Source organism: Streptomyces sp. AC550_RSS872 (assembly GCF_019049285.1).
Taxonomy (GTDB): domain Bacteria; phylum Actinomycetota; class Actinomycetes; order Streptomycetales; family Streptomycetaceae; genus Streptomyces.
In genome coordinates this window covers 11,727-32,120 of the sequence record NZ_JAGMUL010000083.1, presented here as the reverse complement: position 1 = coordinate 32,120, position 20,394 = coordinate 11,727, and the positions used below count along the sequence as shown (strand labels likewise).

Annotated in this window: 20 protein-coding genes and 1 pseudogene; 10 read left to right on the top strand and 11 right to left on the bottom strand. The window is 67.7% G+C overall.

Annotated features, from left to right (window positions below):
* Positions 1–53 precede the first annotated feature (53 nt).
* A pseudogene (locus KUM44_RS28130) lies at positions 54–466 on the bottom strand (GTP-binding protein); the annotation flags it as partial.
* A 78-nt stretch (positions 467–544) separates the two neighbouring features.
* Complete coding sequence (locus KUM44_RS28125; RefSeq protein ID WP_217212303.1) at positions 545–1,984, bottom strand: DHA2 family efflux MFS transporter permease subunit; 1,440 nt, start codon at positions 1,982–1,984, stop codon at positions 545–547.
* A 104-nt stretch (positions 1,985–2,088) separates the two neighbouring features.
* Between KUM44_RS28125 and KUM44_RS28120 the strand changes: the two genes are divergently transcribed.
* Positions 2,089–2,580, top strand: a complete 492-nt coding sequence (locus KUM44_RS28120; RefSeq protein WP_217212301.1) for an FBP domain-containing protein — start codon at positions 2,089–2,091, stop codon at positions 2,578–2,580.
* A 107-nt stretch (positions 2,581–2,687) separates the two neighbouring features.
* The gene (locus KUM44_RS28115; protein WP_217212299.1) at positions 2,688–2,984 is read left to right on the top strand and encodes a hypothetical protein; all 297 of its coding nucleotides are present in this window, start codon (positions 2,688–2,690) and stop codon (positions 2,982–2,984) included.
* Between the two features lie 164 nt (positions 2,985–3,148).
* Here the strand turns inward: KUM44_RS28115 and KUM44_RS28110 are convergent, their stop codons facing one another.
* On the bottom strand, positions 3,149–3,862 hold the full coding sequence (locus KUM44_RS28110) for a DUF5324 family protein (protein ID WP_217212297.1): 714 nt from the start codon (positions 3,860–3,862) through the stop codon (positions 3,149–3,151).
* A 326-nt stretch (positions 3,863–4,188) separates the two neighbouring features.
* Here KUM44_RS28110 and KUM44_RS28105 point away from each other — a divergent pair, with 326 nt between their 5' ends.
* Positions 4,189–4,722 carry a peptidylprolyl isomerase gene (locus KUM44_RS28105; RefSeq protein WP_217212295.1) on the top strand — a complete coding sequence of 178 codons (534 nt, stop codon included), beginning with the start codon at positions 4,189–4,191 and terminating at the stop codon, positions 4,720–4,722.
* Positions 4,723–4,839: 117 nt separating this feature from the next.
* The gene (locus tag KUM44_RS28100; RefSeq protein ID WP_217212293.1) at positions 4,840–5,727 is read left to right on the top strand and encodes a rhomboid family intramembrane serine protease; all 888 of its coding nucleotides are present in this window, start codon (positions 4,840–4,842) and stop codon (positions 5,725–5,727) included.
* 281 nt (positions 5,728–6,008) lie between these two features.
* On the opposite strand, the gene crgA is transcribed toward KUM44_RS28100, so the two are convergent.
* On the bottom strand, positions 6,009–6,263 hold the full coding sequence (gene crgA, locus KUM44_RS28095) for a cell division protein CrgA (RefSeq protein ID WP_062721281.1): 255 nt from the start codon (positions 6,261–6,263) through the stop codon (positions 6,009–6,011).
* Positions 6,264–6,404: 141 nt separating this feature from the next.
* Between crgA and KUM44_RS28090 the strand changes: the two genes are divergently transcribed.
* From KUM44_RS28090 to KUM44_RS28065, 6 genes are read left to right on the top strand one after another with little or no spacing between them, the layout of a single operon-like run.
* Positions 6,405–7,181 (top strand): DUF881 domain-containing protein, encoded by a 777-nt coding sequence (locus KUM44_RS28090; protein WP_217212292.1) that lies wholly within the window; start codon positions 6,405–6,407, stop codon positions 7,179–7,181.
* Positions 7,182–7,210: 29 nt separating this feature from the next.
* Positions 7,211–7,909, top strand: a complete 699-nt coding sequence (locus KUM44_RS28085; RefSeq protein WP_217212290.1) for a class E sortase — start codon at positions 7,211–7,213, stop codon at positions 7,907–7,909.
* Positions 7,910–7,926: 17 nt separating this feature from the next.
* Positions 7,927–8,124 (top strand): hypothetical protein, encoded by a 198-nt coding sequence (locus tag KUM44_RS28080; protein ID WP_199830144.1) that lies wholly within the window; start codon positions 7,927–7,929, stop codon positions 8,122–8,124.
* On the top strand, positions 8,121–8,759 hold the full coding sequence (locus KUM44_RS28075) for an aminodeoxychorismate/anthranilate synthase component II (RefSeq protein ID WP_217212288.1): 639 nt from the start codon (positions 8,121–8,123) through the stop codon (positions 8,757–8,759). The genes KUM44_RS28080 and KUM44_RS28075 overlap by 4 nt, the downstream gene beginning before the upstream one ends.
* Entirely contained in the window at positions 8,756–10,051 is a 1,296-nt protein-coding gene (locus tag KUM44_RS28070) for a class E sortase (RefSeq protein ID WP_217212286.1), read from the top strand. Before KUM44_RS28075 ends, KUM44_RS28070 begins: the two co-directional genes overlap by 4 nt.
* Before the next feature lie 13 nt (positions 10,052–10,064).
* Positions 10,065–10,847 (top strand): class E sortase, encoded by a 783-nt coding sequence (locus tag KUM44_RS28065; protein ID WP_217212284.1) that lies wholly within the window; start codon positions 10,065–10,067, stop codon positions 10,845–10,847.
* 405 nt (positions 10,848–11,252) lie between these two features.
* Here the strand turns inward: KUM44_RS28065 and KUM44_RS47285 are convergent, their stop codons facing one another.
* From KUM44_RS47285 to KUM44_RS28030, 7 genes are all read right to left on the bottom strand, one after another.
* Complete coding sequence (locus KUM44_RS47285; RefSeq protein ID WP_308402743.1) at positions 11,253–11,618, bottom strand: hypothetical protein; 366 nt, start codon at positions 11,616–11,618, stop codon at positions 11,253–11,255.
* Between the two features lie 89 nt (positions 11,619–11,707).
* On the bottom strand, positions 11,708–13,732 hold the full coding sequence (gene pknB, locus KUM44_RS28055) for a Stk1 family PASTA domain-containing Ser/Thr kinase (protein ID WP_217212282.1): 2,025 nt from the start codon (positions 13,730–13,732) through the stop codon (positions 11,708–11,710).
* A 169-nt stretch (positions 13,733–13,901) separates the two neighbouring features.
* Positions 13,902–15,377: a penicillin-binding protein 2 gene (locus tag KUM44_RS28050; RefSeq protein WP_217212280.1), complete on the bottom strand. Its 1,476-nt coding sequence runs from the start codon at positions 15,375–15,377 to the stop codon at positions 13,902–13,904.
* Positions 15,374–16,825, bottom strand: coding sequence for an FtsW/RodA/SpoVE family cell cycle protein (locus tag KUM44_RS28045; RefSeq protein ID WP_217212278.1), 1,452 nt, complete (start codon positions 16,823–16,825; stop codon positions 15,374–15,376). Before KUM44_RS28045 ends, KUM44_RS28050 begins: the two co-directional genes overlap by 4 nt.
* A gap of 27 nt (positions 16,826–16,852) precedes the next feature.
* Positions 16,853–18,430: a Stp1/IreP family PP2C-type Ser/Thr phosphatase gene (locus KUM44_RS28040; protein ID WP_217212392.1), complete on the bottom strand. Its 1,578-nt coding sequence runs from the start codon at positions 18,428–18,430 to the stop codon at positions 16,853–16,855.
* Between the two features lie 90 nt (positions 18,431–18,520).
* Entirely contained in the window at positions 18,521–19,033 is a 513-nt protein-coding gene (locus tag KUM44_RS28035) for an FHA domain-containing protein (protein ID WP_003999678.1), read from the bottom strand.
* Positions 19,034–19,043: 10 nt separating this feature from the next.
* Entirely contained in the window at positions 19,044–19,925 is an 882-nt protein-coding gene (locus tag KUM44_RS28030; RefSeq protein ID WP_217212276.1) for a DUF3662 and FHA domain-containing protein, read from the bottom strand.
* Positions 19,926–20,394 lie beyond the last annotated feature (469 nt).

Sequence of the window (20,394 nt, the reverse complement as noted above, 5' to 3'; positions counted from 1 at the left end):
GCGGAGAGCGGCTCGTCGTCCGACGGCTTGCGCTGGACGACCTCCTCCGGGTCGACCAGTGGCTGGGCACCCAGGCGGTCGCGGATTATGTCGACGCATGGTGGAACTCGGCCCCGGTGCGGTCGAGTTTGTTGGCGAAGCGGATGCGCGGGATGCCGTAGCGGTCGCCTGACGTCACAACGTCTCGGACTGCGACTCGAGACCGGAGGCACCGGCGACACCGGCGACACCGGCGACACCGGCGACACCGGCGACACCGGAGGCACCGGAGGCACCGGAGACACCGGCCAACACCGCCACGGCACCGTCGAGCACCCGGAGGTTGCGTTCGACCTCGGCGGTGAAGTCGACGTAGTCCGGGGCGTCGATGATGTACCTCACCGATCTTGTAGGACACACCGGTGTAGAACAGGATCCGCTCGGTGGTGGTCGTCTTGCCCGCGTCGATGTGCGCCGTGATCCCGATAGTGCGGTCCTGAACGGAGGGGCGGGGCGCGTTCCGAGGGCACGCCCGTGCGGCCTGCTCAGGCCTGCTCAGGCCTGCTCAGGCCTGCTTGGAGCTGCCGGGCGGGAGGAACAGCGCGGGGACCGCGGTGAGAGCCACGAAGAGGAGGGCCCACCAGAAGACGGCGCCGAACTCCGCGGCCGTGCCGCCTGCCGAGTAGACGCAGTGCTGAAGGAGCAGCGCGATGACCGTGGTGCCCACGGCACCGCCGAGCTGCTGCGAGACGGCGTTGGCCGTGGTCGCGGCGGGCACGCTGGTGGTCGGCAGCGAGTGGTACAGCGTGACCATGACGGGCGCCGCCGCCAGGGCCAGGCCGATGCCCTGGGCGAACAGGGCGGCGAGCAGGAGAACGTTCACTTCGGCGGTGTCGGCCAGGGCGAACGTGGTGAGGCCCGCCGCGACCAGGAGGAGCCCGACGAGGACCAGCGCGCGGGGGTTGCTCTTGGTGTCGATGACCCGGCTGACGAGCAGCACTGCCACTGCCGTTCCGGCTCCCTGAGCCATCATGATCGCTCCGGCGCCCAGGGGCCCTTTCCCGCCGGCCTGCTGGAAGAACAGCGGGATCAGCACGACGACTCCGTAGAGACCGAAGTTGTTGAGCAGGGTGATGGAGGTGGAGGCCGTAAAGGCCCGGTCACGGAAGAGGGAGAAGTCCACCACTCTGGGAGTCTCGGCCCGGGCGGCCCGCACCCCGTGCACGGCGAGCAGCAGCACGCCGACCGCGATCGGCAGGAGAACCGGCGTGCCGGTCAGCGACGTGCCCTTGGCCAGGTTGCTGAAGCCGAGGATGGCCACGGCCAGACCGCCGCCCATGGTGAGCAGCCCGGTGAGGTCGAGACGCCCCGGCGCCTGCCCCTTGGCGTTCGGGATGTTCCGCGCGGACAGGACGATCACGGTGAGGATGATCGGCACATTCAGGAAGAACACCCACCGCCAGGAGAACTCCTGGATGAGCGTGCCGCCCAGGACCGGGCCGAGTACCGGCGCGACCAGCAGTGGAACGGACATCATCGTCATCATCCGGCCCATCTGGGCCCGCCCGGCGACCTCGACGACGATGATCCGCATCAGCGGGAAGAGCATGCTGGCGCCGAGACCCTGTACCGCCCGGAAGACGATGAGGCTGCCCAGCGACCAGGCGGCACCGCACAGGAGCGAGCCCAGCAGGAAGACGGCGAGCGAGGCGGTCCAGGTGGCGGTCGCGCCGAAGCGCTGAGCCGCCCACCCGGTCGCCGGGATGACCGAGGACATCGCGAGGAGATACGCGGTGGACGCCCACTGGGCGTCCGCGAGCGAGACGTCGAAGTACTCGGTGAACGAGTGCATGGCGACGCCGACGATCGTGGTGTCCAACAGGGCGACGAACGCGCCCAGCGCCAGGACGAGCGCCACGACGACGGGTGAGCGCTCCGACGGCCCGGTGGCCGCTTCGTCCGGCGCCTCCCTCTCGGTTCTCGTGGTGCTGATCTCCGAGGACATGAAGGGGCCTCTCCTGCGTAGCGACTGGGCAGTGACCCATAAGCCATAACCTAGGGGTCATTGTTTTTTGCCTACTATACATAGGCCCTGCTACGGTCCGGATCATGAAGGAATTGACCGAACCCGAAATCCGCTCGTCGTTCGTCAACTGCACGAAGGGCGAGGTCAGTCGACTCACGGTGCCGCGGGATCTTCCCGAACTCCCCTGGGGAGACCTGGACTTCCTCGGATGGCGCGACCCCGCCGCGCCGCAGCGCAGCTACATCGTGGCCGAGCACGAAGGTCAACTCGTAGGCTTCGCCCTCCGTCTGGCCCCCCGCACGGGGAACACACACCACCGCTCCATGTGCTCCATCTGTCTGACGACGCACCCCGCAAGCGGGGTGGCGCTGATGACGGCCCGCAAAGCGCGCCAGACCGGCAACGGTGACGAGACGGTGGGTCAGTACCTCTGCACCGACCTGGCCTGCTCCTTGTACGTGCGCGGCAAGAAGCGGACCCAGCCCGGAGGCCGCCTGAAGGAGACCCTCACCGAGGAGGAGAAGATCGAGCGCATGCGGGCACAGCTCGCCGGCTTCCTGAGCAAGCTCCTCTAGGGCCCCGGGTAAAGCTCGCCCCGTCGCCAGGAGAAAAACGTTGTCCATTCAGGCTTCGGCATGCGCACGGCCAGCTCGTCCCGCACCAGGCGGTGCACCACCCGGAAGTGGATGACGGGCTGATGTGGATCTCCTGTGCCAGTTCCGCGATGCGCAACTGCCTAGGTATCAGGGCGAGTTACTCGAGTGCGAGGAAGGTCGAAGGGGACAGCCCGAGCCCGCCGCCGAATTCGCGCGCCAGCGCCCACGACCCGGAAGTCCTGGCCCGGGTCATGGTCATGGTCATCGTCTCCGGGTTCTTCGGCGTGCAGCACACCTCCGACGTACTCACAGGCCCGGCCGACCTGATGGAACGCTACGCCGGACTACGCGACGCCCTCTTCAAGGGCTTCATCTTCGATTGAGCCCCCGGACCAGCCCTGTCCCCCCCCCACGCGGGAGCGACCAACTGGCGCTGAGGGACGACCACAGCGATGTTCCACGTGAAACACCGCTGTGGGGCAGGAGACCCGCAAGTCTCCCGCCCCACAGCGCAGTTCGACGCCCAGGCCGTCACCGGCCCTTCACATCACCGGCCCTCGTCACGCCGGGCCGCATCCTCCTCGGCTTCCTTCGCCTGGACCTCGGGATCGAGGACGGACTGGCCGCTGCCGTCCACCGACGACAGACGATTCGCTTCGGGAACCTCGGTCGCGGCGGGCGGCTCGACCAACCAGTCAGGGTTGGCCTGCTTGTCCCACCACTTCCAGGCGGCGAAGGCGCCGCCCGCGAGAACGCCGAGCACCGCCAGCATCTTCGCGGCACGACCGGCCTTGGCGCGCCTCTGATGCTTGCGGACCAGCTTCTGAATCTCCTTCGGCGAGACCTGACCGCGCAACGCGGCCAACGCTGCCGCCCCGCGCGCGGTGGCCTCGTCCCTGACGGGTCCGGCAGCGGCCACGGCCTGCTCCAGCCTCGGCCGGGAGTAGACGGCGGCCTGCCGGGCAGCCTGCCGCGTACGGACGGCGGCCTCATGAGCGGCATGGTCGACCTTCGGCGGCACATGTGCACGCGCCTGCTCCAAGCGCGGAGCAACATACGTGCCGTACTGCATAAGGGCCTGCGCGCGGGCCTGCTCGGTGGCCTGCGTCACCTTCGGCGCGAGCCGTACGCGTGCCTCGTGTGCATAGTGCGTAGCCCTGTCCTTGGCGGTGTCGGCGTAAGGCGCCACCACTTCCGCGGCGTGCAGCACGCTGTCCTTCGCCGAGCCGGTCGCGGCGCGCACGCTGTCGATGCGGGTCACGGGTTCCTCCTCCTCGGTGGCGTACGGTATTTCGACTTTCCACCCTTTTACGGATCATGCCTGCCGGAACGCTCTGCGGCATGTGAGGGCGGGCATATGGGTGCCGATGTGCTTGATCAAGCGCAATAACGGATCAATGCGGGTCAACTGTGGCTTGTCGTCGACAATGCCACGGTTCTTCCCGTCGCGCCCCTGCCACGGACCGACTCGATGGGTTTTCTGCAAGTAATCGGCCGGGTTGCGTGCGGGTGAACGAACGCCGGACGACGGACACCCCCGTCCGTGCGAGGATCGGGGAGTCACAAGAAGACAACGGAAGGCAGATCGTGGCCGAGCAGCTCTACGCCACCCTGAAGACCAGCCAAGGCGACATCGAGGTCCGGCTCCTCCCGAACCACGCGCCGATCACGGTCAAGAACTTCGTCGAACTTGCCCAGGGCGAGCGTGAGTGGACGAACCCCACTACCGGTGAGAAGTCCTCGGCCAAGCTCTACGACGGCACGGTCTTCCACCGCGTCATCAGCGGCTTCATGATCCAGGGCGGCGACCCCCTCGGCAACGGCACCGGCGGCCCCGGCTACCAGTTCCAGGACGAATTCCACCCCGACCTCCGCTTCGACAAGCCCTACCTGCTCGCCATGGCCAACGCCGGCCCCGGCACCAACGGCTCGCAGTTCTTCATCACCGTCTCCCCGACCACCTGGCTGAACCGGAAGCACACCATCTTCGGCGAGGTCACCGACCCCGCCAGCCAGAAGATCGTCGACACCATCGCCGCCGTCCAGACCAACCCGCGCACCGAACGCCCGGTCAACGACATCGTCATCGAGTCGGTCGTCATCGAGACCCGCGAGAGCTGAGACACGACGCGACAGCGTCCGACACCTCCCACAGGGAACCAAACGCCCCGCTCGTCCGTAAGGATGAGCGGGGCGGTGCATGAGGCGTGCACCGCGTACGACGACCTAGGGGACCTCATGGACCAGCCGGCAGGCAGCCCGCAGGACGCCCAGAGCCTGCCCGTCTGCTACCGCCACCCGGACCGCGAGACCGGCATCCGCTGCACCCGCTGCGAACGCCCCATCTGCCCCGAATGCATGGTCAACGCCTCCGTCGGCTTCCAATGCCCCCACTGCGTCCGCACCGGCTCCGGCACCGGCCACGCCCCCACCGCCTCCCAACCCCGCACCCTGGCAGGAGGCACCCTCACCGCCGACCCCCGCCTCCTCACCAAGATCCTCATCGGGATCAACCTGGCAATCTTCATCGCCGTCCAGACCAGCGACTCACTCCTGAACGACCTGGTCCTCCTCGGCGCATGGCCACCAGCGCCCTACACACCCACCCAAGGCGTCGCGGGAGGCGAGTGGTACCGCCTGGTCACCTCGATGTTCACCCACGAGGCTCCCTGGCACATCGGCTTCAACATGCTCAGCCTCTGGTGGCTCGGCGGCCCCCTGGAAACCGCCCTCGGCCGCGCCCGCTACCTCACGGTCTACTTCGTCTCCGGCCTCGCGGGCAGCGCCCTCGCCTACCTCCTGGCCTCACCGACCACCGCCACCCTCGGTGCCTCCGGCGCCATCTTCGGCCTCTTCGGCGCCACCGCCGTCCTGATGCGACGCCTCAACTACGACATGCGGCCGATCATCGCCCTGCTGGTGATCAACCTGATCTTCACCTTCGCCCCGGGATTCAACATCTCCTGGCAGGCCCACATCGGTGGCCTCGTCGCCGGCGTGATCACGGGCTACGCGATGGTCCACGCCCCACGTGAGCACCGGGCGCTGATCCAGTACGGCACCTGCGCGCTGGTCCTGGCTGTCGTAGTGCTCCTGACCCTGCTCAGGACTGCCCAGCTCACTTAACGCGCCCTGTTGTCCACAGTGAGTGCCGGATCTTGTGCACACTGTGCGGGAACAGCTGTGCCCCCTGCCGCCGACCCGAGTTTCCGCAGGTCAGGCAGGGGGCGAACAGGTTTTCGGTTACGGGTGTCCAGCCGGTGGTTCGTCACACCGGCGTCAACAGTCGATGAGTTATCCACAGATCGTCTTTTCTTTTTCAACACTGTGGACAACGGCTGTGGATAACTCACCGGATAGCCCTGGGCAGAGCTGCGTTCACCGCGAAGTGAGCGCCCGTTCGACGGCTACTTCCACTGGGTGGAGACGCCGAATCCGGCGGCGATGAAGCCGAAGCCCACGACGATGTTCCAGTTGCCCAGGGCGTCGATGGGCAGTGAACCGTCGGTCACGTAGAAGACGACGATCCAGGCGAGGCCGATGAGGAACATGGCCAGCATCACAGGCGCGACCCAGGCGCGGCTGTTCAGCTTGATGGCGGCCGCCTGCTTGGACGGCGGCGGCGTGTAGTCGGCCTTCTTGCGGATACGTGACTTCGGCACGAGGGTCTCTCCTGTCGATGCGCTGCGTGGCCGCGCAGGGAACTGTGGCTGGCTCGGGGCAGCGTACAAGGGGACTCTGATTGCTCCCCCGGGCGTCCGTTAGCGTAGTGCTTCCGCGGCGCCGAAGGAGATAAGGGTACGTTGAGCAATTCTGCCGACTCCCCCGGGACGGGATCCAGTCCTGTCCGTGGCCGATTCCGGCCGGTGCGGGTACTGACCGCGGCCGTCTTCGCTCTCGCGGGGCTCATTTTCTTCACCAGCTTCAACACGGCCAAGGGCACCAACATCCGTACAGATGCCTCGCTGCTGAAGCTGTCGGACCTCATCCAGGAGCGCAGCCACAAGAACGGCCAGCTCAACGAGTCCAATGCGGTCCTGCGGGATGACGTGGAGGCGTTGGCCGAGCGTGATGACGGCAGTACCAGGGCCGAGGACGACAAGCTGGCGGCGCTGGAGCGGAACGCGGGGACGCAGAAGCTGACGGGTGAGGCGATTTCGGTCACACTCAACGACGCGCCGCCGGATGCGACGGCCAAGCTTCCTGGTTATCCGGAGCCGCAGCCCGACTACCTGGTCATTCACCAGCAGGATCTTCAGGCGGTGGTCAACGCGCTGTGGCAGAGCGGCGCCAAGGGGATCAAGGTGATGGATCAGCGGTTGATCTCCACCAGTGCGGTGCGCTGCGTGGGCAACACGCTGATTCTCCAGGGCCGGGTCTACTCGCCGCCGTACAAGATCACGGCGGTCGGGGATCCGGAGGAGATGCAGAAGGCGCTCGCGGCCTCGCCGGCGATCCAGAACTACATGGTGTACGTCAATGTCTACGGTCTCGGCTGGAAAGTCACCGAGGACGGGACGGTGACTCTGCCGGGTTACTCCGGCACAGTGGATCTGCAGTACGCCAAGCCTGTGGAGTGAGCCCGCTCTAGCCCTCTCTGGAGCTGCCGGTGCGTGTCGTCGTCAGGACCGTCAGCGAGCTGTGTATCACCGTCGGCACGGTGATCGTCCTGTTCGTCGTCTATGTGCTGTTCTGGACCGGTGTGAAGGCCGATCACGTCATGGACGACCAGATCGACCGGTTACAGGAGCAGTGGGCGCAGGGGGCGGTGCGGCCGACGGCCGCGGCTCCTGGTGGTGAGGCCGGCGGCGAGGGTGCGCCCACCCCTGGCCCGTACAGCACGGACAAGCCTTTCGCGATCATGTACATCCCGCGTCTTGGTTTCACGTGGAACAAGCCGGTGCTCGAAGGCACTGCCACCAGGACTCTGAAAAAGGGGCTCGGTCACTACGCGAGCACCGCGCAGCTGGGGCAGAAGGGGAACTTCTCGGTGGCCGGTCACCGGCGTACGTACGGTGATCCCTTCAAGGACTTTCCGAGGCTGCGACCCGGTGACGCCGTGGTCCTGACCGAGGGGACCACCTGGTTCACATATCGGATCGACAAAGGCCCTTACAAAACGCTGCCCACGGACATTGAGGTGATCGACGCTGTGCCCCGTAAGTCGGGGTATACGCGTGAGGGCCGCTATCTGACCCTGACCACGTGTGATCCGGAGTGGGGACACAGTCACCGGCTGATCGTGTGGGCGCATCTGGACTCCACCCAGCCTGTGGAGGCCGGGAAACCGGAGGCGTTGCGCCGTTAGTCTGTTGGCTGTACGGCGTGAGTCTGGTGCCGTGGTGCGACGGAAGGGACGGCATGTACGGCTGGATCTGGCGGCATCTACCGGGGAATGCGTGGGTGAGGGCGCTGATCTCGCTCGCTCTGGTCGTGGCCGTGGTCTACGTCCTGTTCAACTACGTCTTCCCGTGGGCCGAACCGCTGCTGCCCTTCAACGATGTGACGGTGGACAACCAGTGAGCGCGCGCATTCTGGTCGTGGACAACTACGACAGCTTCGTCTTCAACCTGGTCCAGTACCTCTACCAGCTGGGTGCCGAGTGCGAGGTGCTGCGCAACGACGAGGTGTCGACGGCGCATGCCCAGGACGGCTTCGACGGCGTGCTGCTGTCGCCGGGGCCGGGCACGCCGGAGGAGGCGGGCGTGTGCGTGGACATGGTCCGGCACTGTGCTTCGACCGGGGTGCCGGTCTTCGGCGTGTGTCTCGGTATGCAGTCGATGCAGGTGGCGTACGGCGGTGTGGTGGACCGTGCGCCGGAGCTGCTGCACGGCAAGACCTCGCTGGTCGAGCACGAGGGCAAGGGTGTCTTCGCGGGCCTGCCGACGCCTTTCACGGCGACCCGCTATCACTCCCTGGCGGCGGAACCGGGGACGGTGCCGGCCGAGCTGGAGGTCACGGCTCGTACGCACGACGGGATCATCATGGGTCTGCGGCATCGTGAACTGGCGGTGGAGGGGGTGCAGTTCCACCCCGAGTCGGTGCTGACCGAGCATGGGCACCGGATGCTGGCCAACTGGCTGGTGGAGTGCGGCGACCAGGGTGCGGTGGCGAGGTCGGCGGGGCTTGCCCCGGTGGTGGGCAGGGCCACGGCGTGACCGCGCTGCGCCCCGAGCGCGAGTCCGGCGCCTCGTACGGGGAGTCCTTCACGGACTCCTACGGCGGCGTCGGCGACCAGGGCACCTCGTACGGGCAGCAGCCGTACGAGGCCTCTGGTGCGCTCGGGGAGTGGCAGGGCGGGGAGGACTACGTCACGCAGGGGCAGGCGCAGGGCGTCGAGGGGTACAGCGCTGATGGCTACGGCGGTGACGACTATGCCGCTGGGGGTTATGGCGGTGACGGGTATGGCCGTGACGGGTATGGCGGTGGCTCCTATGAGGAGTCGTACGAGGAGCCGTACGCAGAGTCGTACTCAGAGCAGTACATACCCCCCGCGGACGACGAGACCGTAGCGCTGCGGGTACCGGATCCGTCGGCCTCCGGCGAGTCCATATCGGCCTCTGCCGCCTCTGCCGCCTCTGCCGCCTCTTCTGTCACTTCGGCCACCGGAACCCCGACCGGCGGCCGTGCGGCCCGCAGAAGGGCCGCCAAGCGGCGTCACGGGCGTCATGGCGGTTCCCGGCAGGTGTCGGAGGCCGTGGAAGCGGAATCGGGCCCGGAGGGTTCCGGTGCGCCGCTCTCGCGGGTGGAGGCCCGTAGACAGGCCAAGGCGCGCAAGCCCAGCCCCGGGGTGCTGGCCAGCCGGGCGGTCGGTGAGGTGTTCATCACCACCGGTGTGCTGATGCTGCTGTTCGTGAGCTACCAGCTGTGGTGGACGAACGTCCGGGCGCATGCGCAGGCGGACAAGGAGGCCAGCAGCCTCCAGGACGACTGGGCGAGCGGCAAGCGCAACCCGGGGACGTTCGAGCCGGGGCAGGGCTTCGCCATCCTGCACATCCCGAAGCTGGACGTGGTCGTCCCGATCGCCGAGGGCATCAGCAACAAGAAGGTGCTCGACCGGGGCATGGTCGGTCACTACGGCGAGGGCAAGCTGAAGACGCCGATGCCGGACGCCAAGACCGGGAACTTCGGGTTGGCGGGGCATCGCAACACCCATGGTGAACCGTTCCGGTACATCAACCGGCTCTCGCAGGGCGACGCGATCGTCGTGGAGACGCAGGACAAGTACTTCGTGTACAAGATGGCGTCGATCCTGCCGGTGACGTCGCCGAGCAATGTGAGTGTGCTGGATCCGGTTCCGCCGGGCTCGGGTTTCACCAAGGCGGGCCGTTACATCACACTCACCACGTGTACGCCGGAGTTCACCAGCAAGTACCGGATGATCGTCTGGGGCAAGATGGTCGAGGAACGGCCGCGCAGCAAGGGCAAGCCGGATGCGCTCGTCAGTTAAGGGCAGATGAAAAGTGGCAGCCACCACCGACGGCACGGACACCTCCGACGGCACGGAAGAGGACACGGCCGCCCCCGCGTCACGGCGTCGCCCGGCACGCCGTCGGGGTATGGGGCGGATCGCGATGGCGGTCAGCGTCTTCGGCGAACTCCTCATCACGGCGGGCCTGGTGCTGGGGCTGTTCGTCGTCTACTCGCTGTGGTGGACGAACGTCGTCGCCGATCGCGCGGCGGCGAAGCAGGCCGACAAGGTGCGTGACATCTGGGCCAACCAGGACGACGGGGACTCCGGTCGTCCCGCCGAGTTCGACTCGAAGAACGGCATCGGCTTCCTGCATGTCCCCACGATGAGCGGGGAGGACATCCTGGTCGAGAAGGGCACGTCGACGAAGATCCTCAACGACGGTGTCGCCGGCTACTACACCGACCCGGTCAAGGCGACCCTGCCGACCTCGGGCAAGAAGGGCAACTTCTCGGTCGCCGCCCACCGTGACGGGCACGGGGCCGAGTTCCACAACATCCACAAGATCGAGAAGGGCGACCCGATCGTCTTCGAGACGAAGGACAAGTGGTACGTCTACAAGGTCTACGGCATCCTCCCCGAGACCTCGAAGTACAACGTCAAGGTCCTCTCCGCCATCCCGAAGGAGTCGGGCAAGACCAAGGCGGGGCACTACATCACGCTGACGACCTGCACGCCGGTGTACACGAGCCGGTACCGGTACATCGTGTGGGGGGAGTTGGAGCGGGTGGAGAAGGTGGATGCGGAGCGGACGCTGCCGGAGGAACTGCGTTGACTGACCCCCTTTGAGGGGGGGCAGTCACTGACATGGCGAAGGCCCGAAGCCGCAACTTGCTCTTGCGGCTTCGGGCCTCCTTCATGTGCCGCCTGTCGCAGCGCTTTGAGACGCGCTCCTGCGCTCCACGCCTCCAACTCGTCACGGTTCACGGTGATGACTCCGCTCAGGTCGGCGATTGCTTGTGCCTCGCTGCTGAAGTTGCAGGTGGCGACGGAGAGCGCGATATCCACTTGGCTGATCGCGCGTGCCGCTCCGGCGAACTACTGCATCTCGGCGCTGGGGACGGACACACGACCGGTCCGGTTCTTGCACTGGACGGCCACGCTACGGCCGTCGGCCGCGCGTCCGGTGATGTCGATGCCGGTTCGATGAGTTCGCCGCGGTGTTCGCCGGCGGTGGCGATCAGGGCGTTGAACATGGGGACGGCGGACTTGCCGAGGATGTGGGTGACGCGTTGGTCGATGCGGTCATCGAGGGAGGCGATGTCAGTCGGCGGCGGGTTTTCCACAGGCTGTGTGCGGGCCAAGTACTCCATGTCGAGGAGGATGAGGAACTCACCTTGAGGTTCTGAAATTCCCGCAGGTCAGCGCCGCGCAGTACCCGCAGGCCGTTGGACTCCAGCTCCTGTCGGTGGCGGCTGAGCAGGTTGTTGACGACCGTCTCGGCGACCTCGAAGTACGCCGCCACCATCGCCGTAGTCACATGCATCCCGTCCGGCAGCAGCGACAGTGCCTTCACCCTGTCGAGGACGTCGGTTCGTTCCAGCACGCCTACGAGCCTCGTCCGGTGGTGGTAGAGACATGGCTGAGCCCCGGCACCCTGCTAAGGGCGCCGGGGCTCAGCCACCTGCGTGTGGGTCAGTCCTCCGTGCGGGCGGACGTTCCCGTCACGCCGCCGAAGATCTGGCCGCCGTTGTTACCACCGTTGTTGTTGCCGCCGTTGCCGGCGCCGAAGGTGGTCAGCGTGATCTGGGTGCTGGCCGCGTCGTCGACTTCCTGGTCGGCGGGCGGGTCCTGGTTGGTGACGAAGGCGCCGTCGCTCTGGTCGCTGCCCTCGGCGAACTGGATGTTGGTGAAGCCGCTGGCCGCCAGGATCTGCTTGGCCTGGCCGACCGTGCGGCCGACCACGTTCGGCACCTTGGCCTTCTGCGCGGCCTGCTTGCCGATCTGGATCGTCACCGTGGAGTTCTTGTCCGCCTGGCTGCCGGCCTCCGGCGAGGTCGCGATGACCTTGCCGACCTGGTTCGGGTCCTGGGTCTCGACCTCGGTGCAGTTGCCGACCAGGTCATTGGCCGTCATCTGGGCCTTCGCCTCGTCGCAGGTCTTGCCGAGGACGGCCGGGACCGTGGACTTCTCCTCTTCCTTGGCGACGATGAGGGTGATCGGCGAGCCCTTCTCGACCTCTTCGCCCTTGACCGGGTTCTGGTCGAGGACTGTGCCCGGGTCATCAGACGAGGTCTCACGCGTCTCGATCTTGACCTCGAGTTCGTAGTCGTCGCCCTTGAGCTTCGACTCGGCGTCCTCCTGGGACAGACCGATCACGCTTGGCACCGTCACCTTCGGGGCGCCGGTCGAGATGACCAGGTTGACTTCGGACTTCTTCTTTACCTTCTCACCGGCCTGAGGGTCCTGCGTGCAGACCTTGCCCTTGACCTGGTCCGCGCAGGGCTTCTCCGTGAACTTCAGCGTCAGTTCGGCGTTCTCGGCCGCCCTCTCGGCTTCGGTCCTGGTGTTGCTCACGAAGTCCGGGACGGAAGTGGTGTCGTTGGCCACCCCCTCCCCGTCGAAGATCCACTTACCGATCAGAACTGCGCCCACCAGGACCAGCACAGCCGCGACGACCAGCAGGATCGTGGAGGTGTTGGACTTCTTCTGGCGGCGCCGGTCCACGCGGTCGTCGTAGCCGCCGTAGCCGTCGTCCGGGTTCATGGGCGGCATCATCGACGTGGCGCCGGCGTCCGTGGCGCGCAGGGCCGTGGTCGGCTGGTCGTCGGGGTAGCCGCCGTAGCCCACCGAGCCCATCGCGGCCGTGGCGGCGACGGGCTGGCCGTCGAGGCAGGCCTCGATGTCGGCGCGCATCTCGTCGGCCGACTGGTAGCGGTAGTTGGGGTCCTTGGTGAGGGCCTTCAGCACGATCGCGTCCATCTCGGGCGTGATCTCGGGGTCGAAGACCGAGGGGGCCTGGGCCTCCTCGCGGACGTGCTGGTAGGCCACGGCCACCGGGGAGTCGCCGACGAAGGGCGGGCGGACCGTCAGGAGCTCGTACAGCAGGCAGCCGGTCGAGTAGAGGTCGGACCTCGCGTCGACCTGCTCGCCCTTCGCCTGCTCCGGCGAGAGGTACTGGGCGGTGCCGATGACGGCGGCCGTCTGGGTCATCGTCATGCCGGAGTCGCCCATGGCGCGGGCGATGCCGAAGTCCATCACCTTGACCTGGCCGTTGCGCGTCAGCATGACGTTGGCCGGCTTGATGTCGCGGTGGACGATGCCGCTGCGGTGGGCGTACTCGAGGCCCTGGAGGATGCCGATCGTCATCTCCATGGCGCGCTCCGGCAGCAGCTTGCGGCCGGAGTGAAGAAGCTCACGCAGTGTGGAGCCGTCCACGTACTCCATGACGATGTACGGGATCGACACGTTGTCGATGTAGTCCTCGCCCGTGTCGTAGACCGCGACGATCGCGGGATGGTTGAGCGAGGCGGCCGACTGGGCCTCCCGGCGGAACCGGGCCTGGAATGACGGGTCGCGCGCGAGGTCTGCTCGCAGCGTCTTCACCGCCACGGTGCGGCCGAGGCGGGTGTCATGCGCGAGGTAGACCTCCGCCATGCCACCACGACCGAGCACCTGGCCCAGTTCGTACCGGCCGCCGAGGCGACGCGGCTCTTCCATAGCTACCTACCAGCCCTCTCCGTCGGTCCCGCCGTCACCCTTGTGGGTGTGGCGGTGGTCCGTCCGGGCATACCGTACCCGGCTCATCTTGTGTGACCTGGCCAAGCCCGTAACCCGATACAGGACCGGTATCGCAACGTGCACCGATGTGAAGGGGACGTGAGCGGGGTCACTTCTTGCTGTCGATGACCGCCTCCATGACGCTCTTGGCGATGGGGGCCGCGAGGCCGCCGCCGGAGATGTTCTCGCGGACCGCGTTGTCGTCCTCGACCACCACGGCCACGGCCACCGGCGAGCTGTTGTCGCTGAGCTTGGCGTAGGAGATGAACCACGCGTAGGGGTTCTCGCTGTTCTCCACACCGTGCTGGGCGGTACCGGTCTTGCCGCCGACCTTCACGCCGTCGATCCGGGCCTTCTTGCCGGTGCCGTCCTCGACGACGGTCTCCATCATCGACTGGAGGATCTGGGCGTTCTCCGCGGTCAGCGGCCGGCTCAGCTCCTCGGGGTCGGTCTTCTCGAGGGCGTCGAGGTTGTGCGTCTGGAGCTCGTCGACCATGTACGGCTTCATCAGCGAGCCGTTGTTGGCGATGGCCGAGGCGACCATGGCCATTTGCAGCGGGGTGGCGGCGGTGTTGAACTGGCCGATGGAGGACAGCGCGGTCTGCGAGGGGTTCATGTCGTCGGAGAAGACCGAGGCGCTGGTGCGGGTCGGCGTGAACTGCTGCTCGGTGAAGCCGAACTTCTTGGCTTCCTCCAGCATCTTGTCGTTGCCGAGGTCGGAGCCGATCTTGCCGAAGACGGTGTTGCAGGACCACTGGAGGGCGACCCGCAGGGTGGCGTTCTCGCAGGGGATCGTGCCCTCGTTGGGCAGCTTGGTGGTGGTGCCCTTCATGATCCACGGGTCCGGCGACCGCGTCTTCTCGTCGGCGGTCTTGTACAGACCGTTCTCCAGGGCCGCGGCGGCGGTGACGACCTTGAAGGTGGAGCCGGGCGGGTAGACCTCGCGCAGCGCCCGGTTGAGCATCGGGTCGTCGGGGTTGTTCTTCTTGTCGAGCTTCTTCCAGGCCTCCGCGTCGGACTCGCCGCCACCGGCGATCGTGGAGGGGTCGTACGAGGGGAAGGAGGCCAGTGCCAGGATCTTGCCGGTGGACGGCTCGATGGCGGCGACGGCGCCCTTGCCGCCCTGGTTCTTCAGGCCGTCGTACGCGGCCTTCTGCGCGGCGGCGTTGAGGGTGGTGACGACGTTGCCGCCCTTGTTCTCCTTACCCGTGATCATGTCGAGGGTGTTGCGGAAGAAGAGCCGGTCGTCGGTGCCGCTGAGGATGCCGTCCTGGATGGACTCCAGCTGGTTGGCGCCGTAGGCCTGCGAGACGAAGCCGGTGACGGGCGCCCACATGGCGCCGTTCTTGTACGTGCGCTTGAACTTGAAGTCGCCCGAGGTGGTCTCGGCGTGCCCGGTGATCGGGTCGCCGCCGACGATTATGTCGCCGCGGGGGGTGGCGTAGCGGGCGATGAGGACGCGGCGGTTGTTGGGGTCCTCCCGCAGGGTGTCGGCCTTGACGTACTGGAGCCAGTTGTCGCGAATGAGCAGGGCGAGGACGAGAAGGCCGCAGAAGATCGCGATCCGGCGCAGGGGCTTGTTCATGACGGGCGGACCACCTGGGTCATCTCGGCGTCGGGGCTGGGGGCGGGGGCGGGCGCCGGACGGCGGGCGGTGTCGCTGATGCGGATGAGTACGCCGATGAGCGCCCAGTTGGCGATGACGGAGGAACCGCCGTATGCCAGGAACGGCATCGTCATACCGGTCAGCGGGATGAGACCCATGACGCCGCCGGCGACGACGAAGACCTGGAGCGCGAAGGCGCCGGAGAGGCCGACGGCGAGCAGCTTGCCGAAGGGGTCGCGCGCGGCGAGGGCGGTGCGCACGCCGCGCTCCACGATCAGGCCGTAGATCAGCAGGATCGCCATGATGCCGGCCAGGCCGAGCTCCTCGCCGAAGGTGGCGAGGATGAAGTCGGAGTTGGCGGCGAAGCGGATGAGCTCGGAGTGGCCCTGGCCCCAGCCGGTGCCGAGGGTGCCGCCGGAGCCGAAGGCCCACAGGGCCTGCATGGCCTGCTCGGAGTGGACCAGGCCGTCGCCGTTCGGGGTGCGGCTCAGCGTGTACTCGCGCATCGGGTCGAGCCAGGCCTGGACTCGGGTCTGGACGTGCGGTTCGAAGCTCGCCACACCGACCGCGCCGGCCGCGGACATCAGCAGACCGAAGACGATCCAGCTGGTCCGCTCGGTGGCGACGTACAGCATGATGACGAACATTCCGAAGAACAGCAGCGACGTACCGAGGTCGGTCTCGAAGACCAGGATGAGGATCGAGATCATCCAGACGACGATGATCGGGCCGAGGTCGCGGCCGCGGGGCAGGTACAGGCCCATGAAGCGACGGCTGGCGAGGGCGAGGGCGTCGCGCTTGACCATCAGGTAGCCGGCGAAGAAGACCGCGAGGACGATCTTGGCGAACTCGCCGGGCTGGATGGTGAAGCTGCCGACCTGGATCCAGATCTTGGCGCCGTAGGTGATGTCGGCGCCGAGGCCGGGCACCAGCGGGAGCAGCAGCAGGAACAGCGCGCCGGCCATGGAGATGTAGGTGTAGCGCTGTAGCGTGCGGTGGTCCTTGAGGAAGATCAGCACGGCGATGAAGAGGGCGATCCCCATGGCCGTGTAGATCAGCTGGTTGGTCGCCTTGCCGCCGGCCTGTCCGATCTGCTGGAGCAGCTTCGACTGGTCCAGCCGCCAGATGGCGACCAGTCCCAGTCCGTTCAGCAGGGTCGCCAATGGCAGCAGCAGCGGGTCCGCGTAGGGCGCGAACTTCCGTACGGCGAGATGGCCGACGCCGGCCAGCAGGCCGAGGCCCAGGCCGTAGCCGAGCAGCCCGGCGGGCACTTCGTCATGGATCGCCAGGCCCACGTTGGCGTAGGCGAACACCGGAATGACGACCGCGAACACCAACAGCGCGAGCTCGGTGTTGCGCCTGCTCGGCGCGCCGATCGCGCCGATCGTGGACGTGTGATGCGTCGGCGAGTTCGTAGTACTGCTCATCGTGTGACGGGGCCTCTCACGGCTTGCCTACTGCGTACCGCAGTTCGAGACGACCTTCTGCTCTTCCTCCGAGAGAGTGGGGCCGGGGCTTGGCGTCGCAGTCGGTGTCGGGGAGGTGGTGTTGGGCGGGGTCGAGGGCTTGGACGCCGAGGGGTTCGGTGTCGGTGTCGCCTTGGACGTAAGGGAGGTACGGGTGGTTCCCGTGGTGCCTCCGGCCTCGCCCTCGCCGGTCCGGGCGTTCTTGTCGCTCTCGGCTGCCTGCTGCTCGGACCGCTTCTTGCACGCGGAGGCCTGGAGGGCGAGCTCGTCGATCTTCGTCTGGGCGTCCTTGAGGCCGCCCTCGGTGATGGTCGCCTCGACGAGCTTCTGCTGGTAGGGCGGCAGGTACTTGAGTTCGATCTCGGGGTGGTCCTTTTCGACCTTCGAGAGCGAGACCCAGGCCAGGTCCTGGCTGATCCCCCGGTACAGGGCGACGTGTTCGTTGTTGGCGCCCACGTAGTACTGGGTCTGTGTCCAGCGCCAGCCGCCGTACAGACCGCCGCCGATCACGCCGAGCGCGAGGGCGAGGTAGAGGGATCTCTTCAGCCAGCGGCCCTTGCGGGGCTTGACGAAGTCGTCGTCGGTGTAGTCGCCGAAGCTGCCCGTGGGGATGTAGCCGGTGGTGTCGCCGGAGCCGGGCGGGCCGAACTCGCCGCCTCCGCCGCCCTGTCCGGGCACGTGGCGGCCGAGCCCGGAGGCGCGGCCGGCGGGGGTCTGCATGATGCCGTTGTCGTGCAGGTGGTTCTGGTTCTCGGCGACGGCGCCGACCACGACCGGGGTGTCGGACAGCTGCCCGGCGAGGGTGTCGCCGGTGTCCAGGTCGAGGACGTCGGCGATGATCACGGTGATGTTGTCGGGGCCGCCGCCGCGCAACGCGAGCTCGATCAGCTGCTGCACGGTCTCCTGCGGGCCCTGGTAGCTGGCGAGGGTGTCCTCCAGGGTCTGGTGGGACACGACGCCGGAGAGGCCGTCGGAGCAGATCAGGTAGCGGTCGCCGGCGCGGACCTCGCGGATGGAGAGGTCGGGTTCGACGTGGTCGCCGCTGCCCAACGCCCGCATCAGCAGGGAGCGCTGGGGGTGGGTGGTGGCCTCTTCCTCGGTGATGCGGCCCTCGTCGACGAGACGCTGCACCCAGGTGTGGTCCTGCGTGATCTGGGTGAGGACGCCGTCGCGGAGCAGGTAGGCGCGGGAGTCGCCGACGTGGACGAGGCCGAGGCGCTGCCCGGTCCACAGGAGGGCCGTGAGCGTGGTGCCCATGCCCTCCAGCTGCGGGTCCTCCTCGACCATCGAGCGCAGCTGGTCGTTGGCGCGCTGTACGGCGGTGCCGAGCGAGGTGAGGATGTCGGAGCCGGGGACGTCGTCGTCGAGGGCGACGATCGTGGAGATGGCCTCGGAGGAGGCGACCTCGCCGGCCGCGGCGCCGCCCATGCCGTCGGCGATGGCGAGCAGGCGAGGTCCGGCGTATCCGGAGTCCTCGTTGCCCTCCCGGATCATGCCTTTGTGCGATCCGGCGGCGAAGCGCAGTGACAGACTCATGCGCACCTCGCCCGTCGGCTCCGGGTACATCCGCACGGTGCCCACCCTCCGGTCGGGAGCGCGCCGGGGCCCCTGCTGGGGGCCGCCGCTGCGTGCTCGCTCCGCTCGCTCATTGTCGTACTACTTCCGCAGCTCGATGACGGTCTTGCCGATGCGGATCGGCGCGCCCAGCGGGATCGGTGTGGGGGTCGTGAGCCGCGTTCGGTCGAGGTACGTGCCGTTGGTGGAGCCCAGGTCCTCGACGATCCACTGGCCGTCGCGGTCCGGGTAGATCCTGGCATGCCGGCTGGAGGCGTAGTCGTCGTCCAGCACGATGGTGCTGTCGTGCGCCCGGCCCAGGGTGATGGTCTGGCCCTGGAGCGCGACGGTGGTGCCGGTCAGGGTGCCCTCGGACACGACCAGCTTGGTGGGGGCGTTACGGCGCTGGCGGCCGCCGCCCTGCTGGCCGCGCTGCTGCGGAGGCGCCGCCTGTCGTGCGGCCTGCTGCGGCCGGGCGGCCTCGCGGCGCGATCCGCGCTGCGTGACGCGCGTACCGAACAGGTCGCTGCGGATGACCTGCACGGCCACGATCACGAACAGCCACAGGACGGCCAGGAAACCCAGCCGCATGACCGTGAGGGTCAGCTCTGACATTGCCCCCGCTTCACCCTTCGGCTTGCCTATAGATAACGGTGGTGCTGCCCACGACGATCCGCGAGCCGTCGCGGAGCGTAGCGCGGGTGGTGTGCTGCCCGTCCACCACGATGCCGTTGGTGGACCCGAGATCCTGGATCGTCGAGGGCGTTCCGGTCCGGATCTCGCAGTGCCGGCGGGAGACGCCGGGGTCGTCGATCCGCACGTCGGCGTCGGTGCTGCGGCCCAGCACGAGCGTGGCGCGGGAGATCTGATGGCGGGTGCCGTTGATCTCGATCCAGTAGCGGGTGCGGCCGCCGGCCGCGGGTGCGGCGGGGGGTCGCTGGCCGCCCGCGGGCTGCGGGTAGCCGTAACCGCCGGGGCGGCCGCCGGGCGGCGGCGCGGCCGGCATGGGCGGGGCGCCCGCGGGTGCGGCGGCCGGCGGATAGCCGTAGCCGCCCTGGCCCTGGGCACCACCGGGCCGCCCGGCCGGGGCGGCGGGTGCGGGGGCCTGCCGGCCGCCGCTCTGCTGGTCGGTGGAGCCGGCGAGCGTGCGGCTGCGCACGCGGTACAGGCCGGTGTCGAGGTCGTCGGCCTTCTCCAGGTTGACCTTGATCGGGCCCATGAAGGTGTAGCGCTGCTGCTTGGCGTAGTCGCGGACCATGCCGGCGAGCTCGTCGCCGAGCTGGCCGGAGTAGGGGCTCAGCCGCTCGTAGTCCGGCGCGCTGAGCTCCACGATGAAGTCATTGGGGACGACCGTGCGGTCGCGGTTCCAGATGGTCGCGTTGTTGTCGCACTCGCGCTGGAGCGCTCCCGCGATCTCCACGGGCTGGACCTCGGACTTGAACACCTTGGCGAAGGTGCCGTTGACCAGACCTTCGAGACGCTGCTCGAACTTCTTCAGGACTCCCATGGGGCACCTCCTCCGTAGCCTGCTTCGTCCTGCATCCCGCCGGGCGGGTACTGCCTTACCTGGTACTGCTTACTGATCGTATCCACGCGCCGGTCAATCGGCTGGTTCCCCCTGTCGGCCCGGTCGACGGGTGTCGACGCCCTCGAAGTTCCCTGTGGAGCTCCCCTTCGAACTCCTCAGGGGCACAGTCTTGCCATGGATCGTAGAGGCGGCCGAAGACCAGTGTCCCGCACCTGACTGTGGACCCCGACCGGCTCCTGGGGAGATGCGTGGTACCGGTACGAGGTTGATACGTGAACAGGTACTCGTTGATACGGAGCGGAGGGCGTCGCGGGTCGGTCGCCGTCGGGTGGGATGTGCCGACTGTGCTGGTGGGCGCGCGCACGCCGCTTGCACCGCGGCTGCCTGGGGATAAGCGATGTGAATCCACCCTGGACGGCGTGCTAATGTTCTGCGTGTCGGAAGGCGC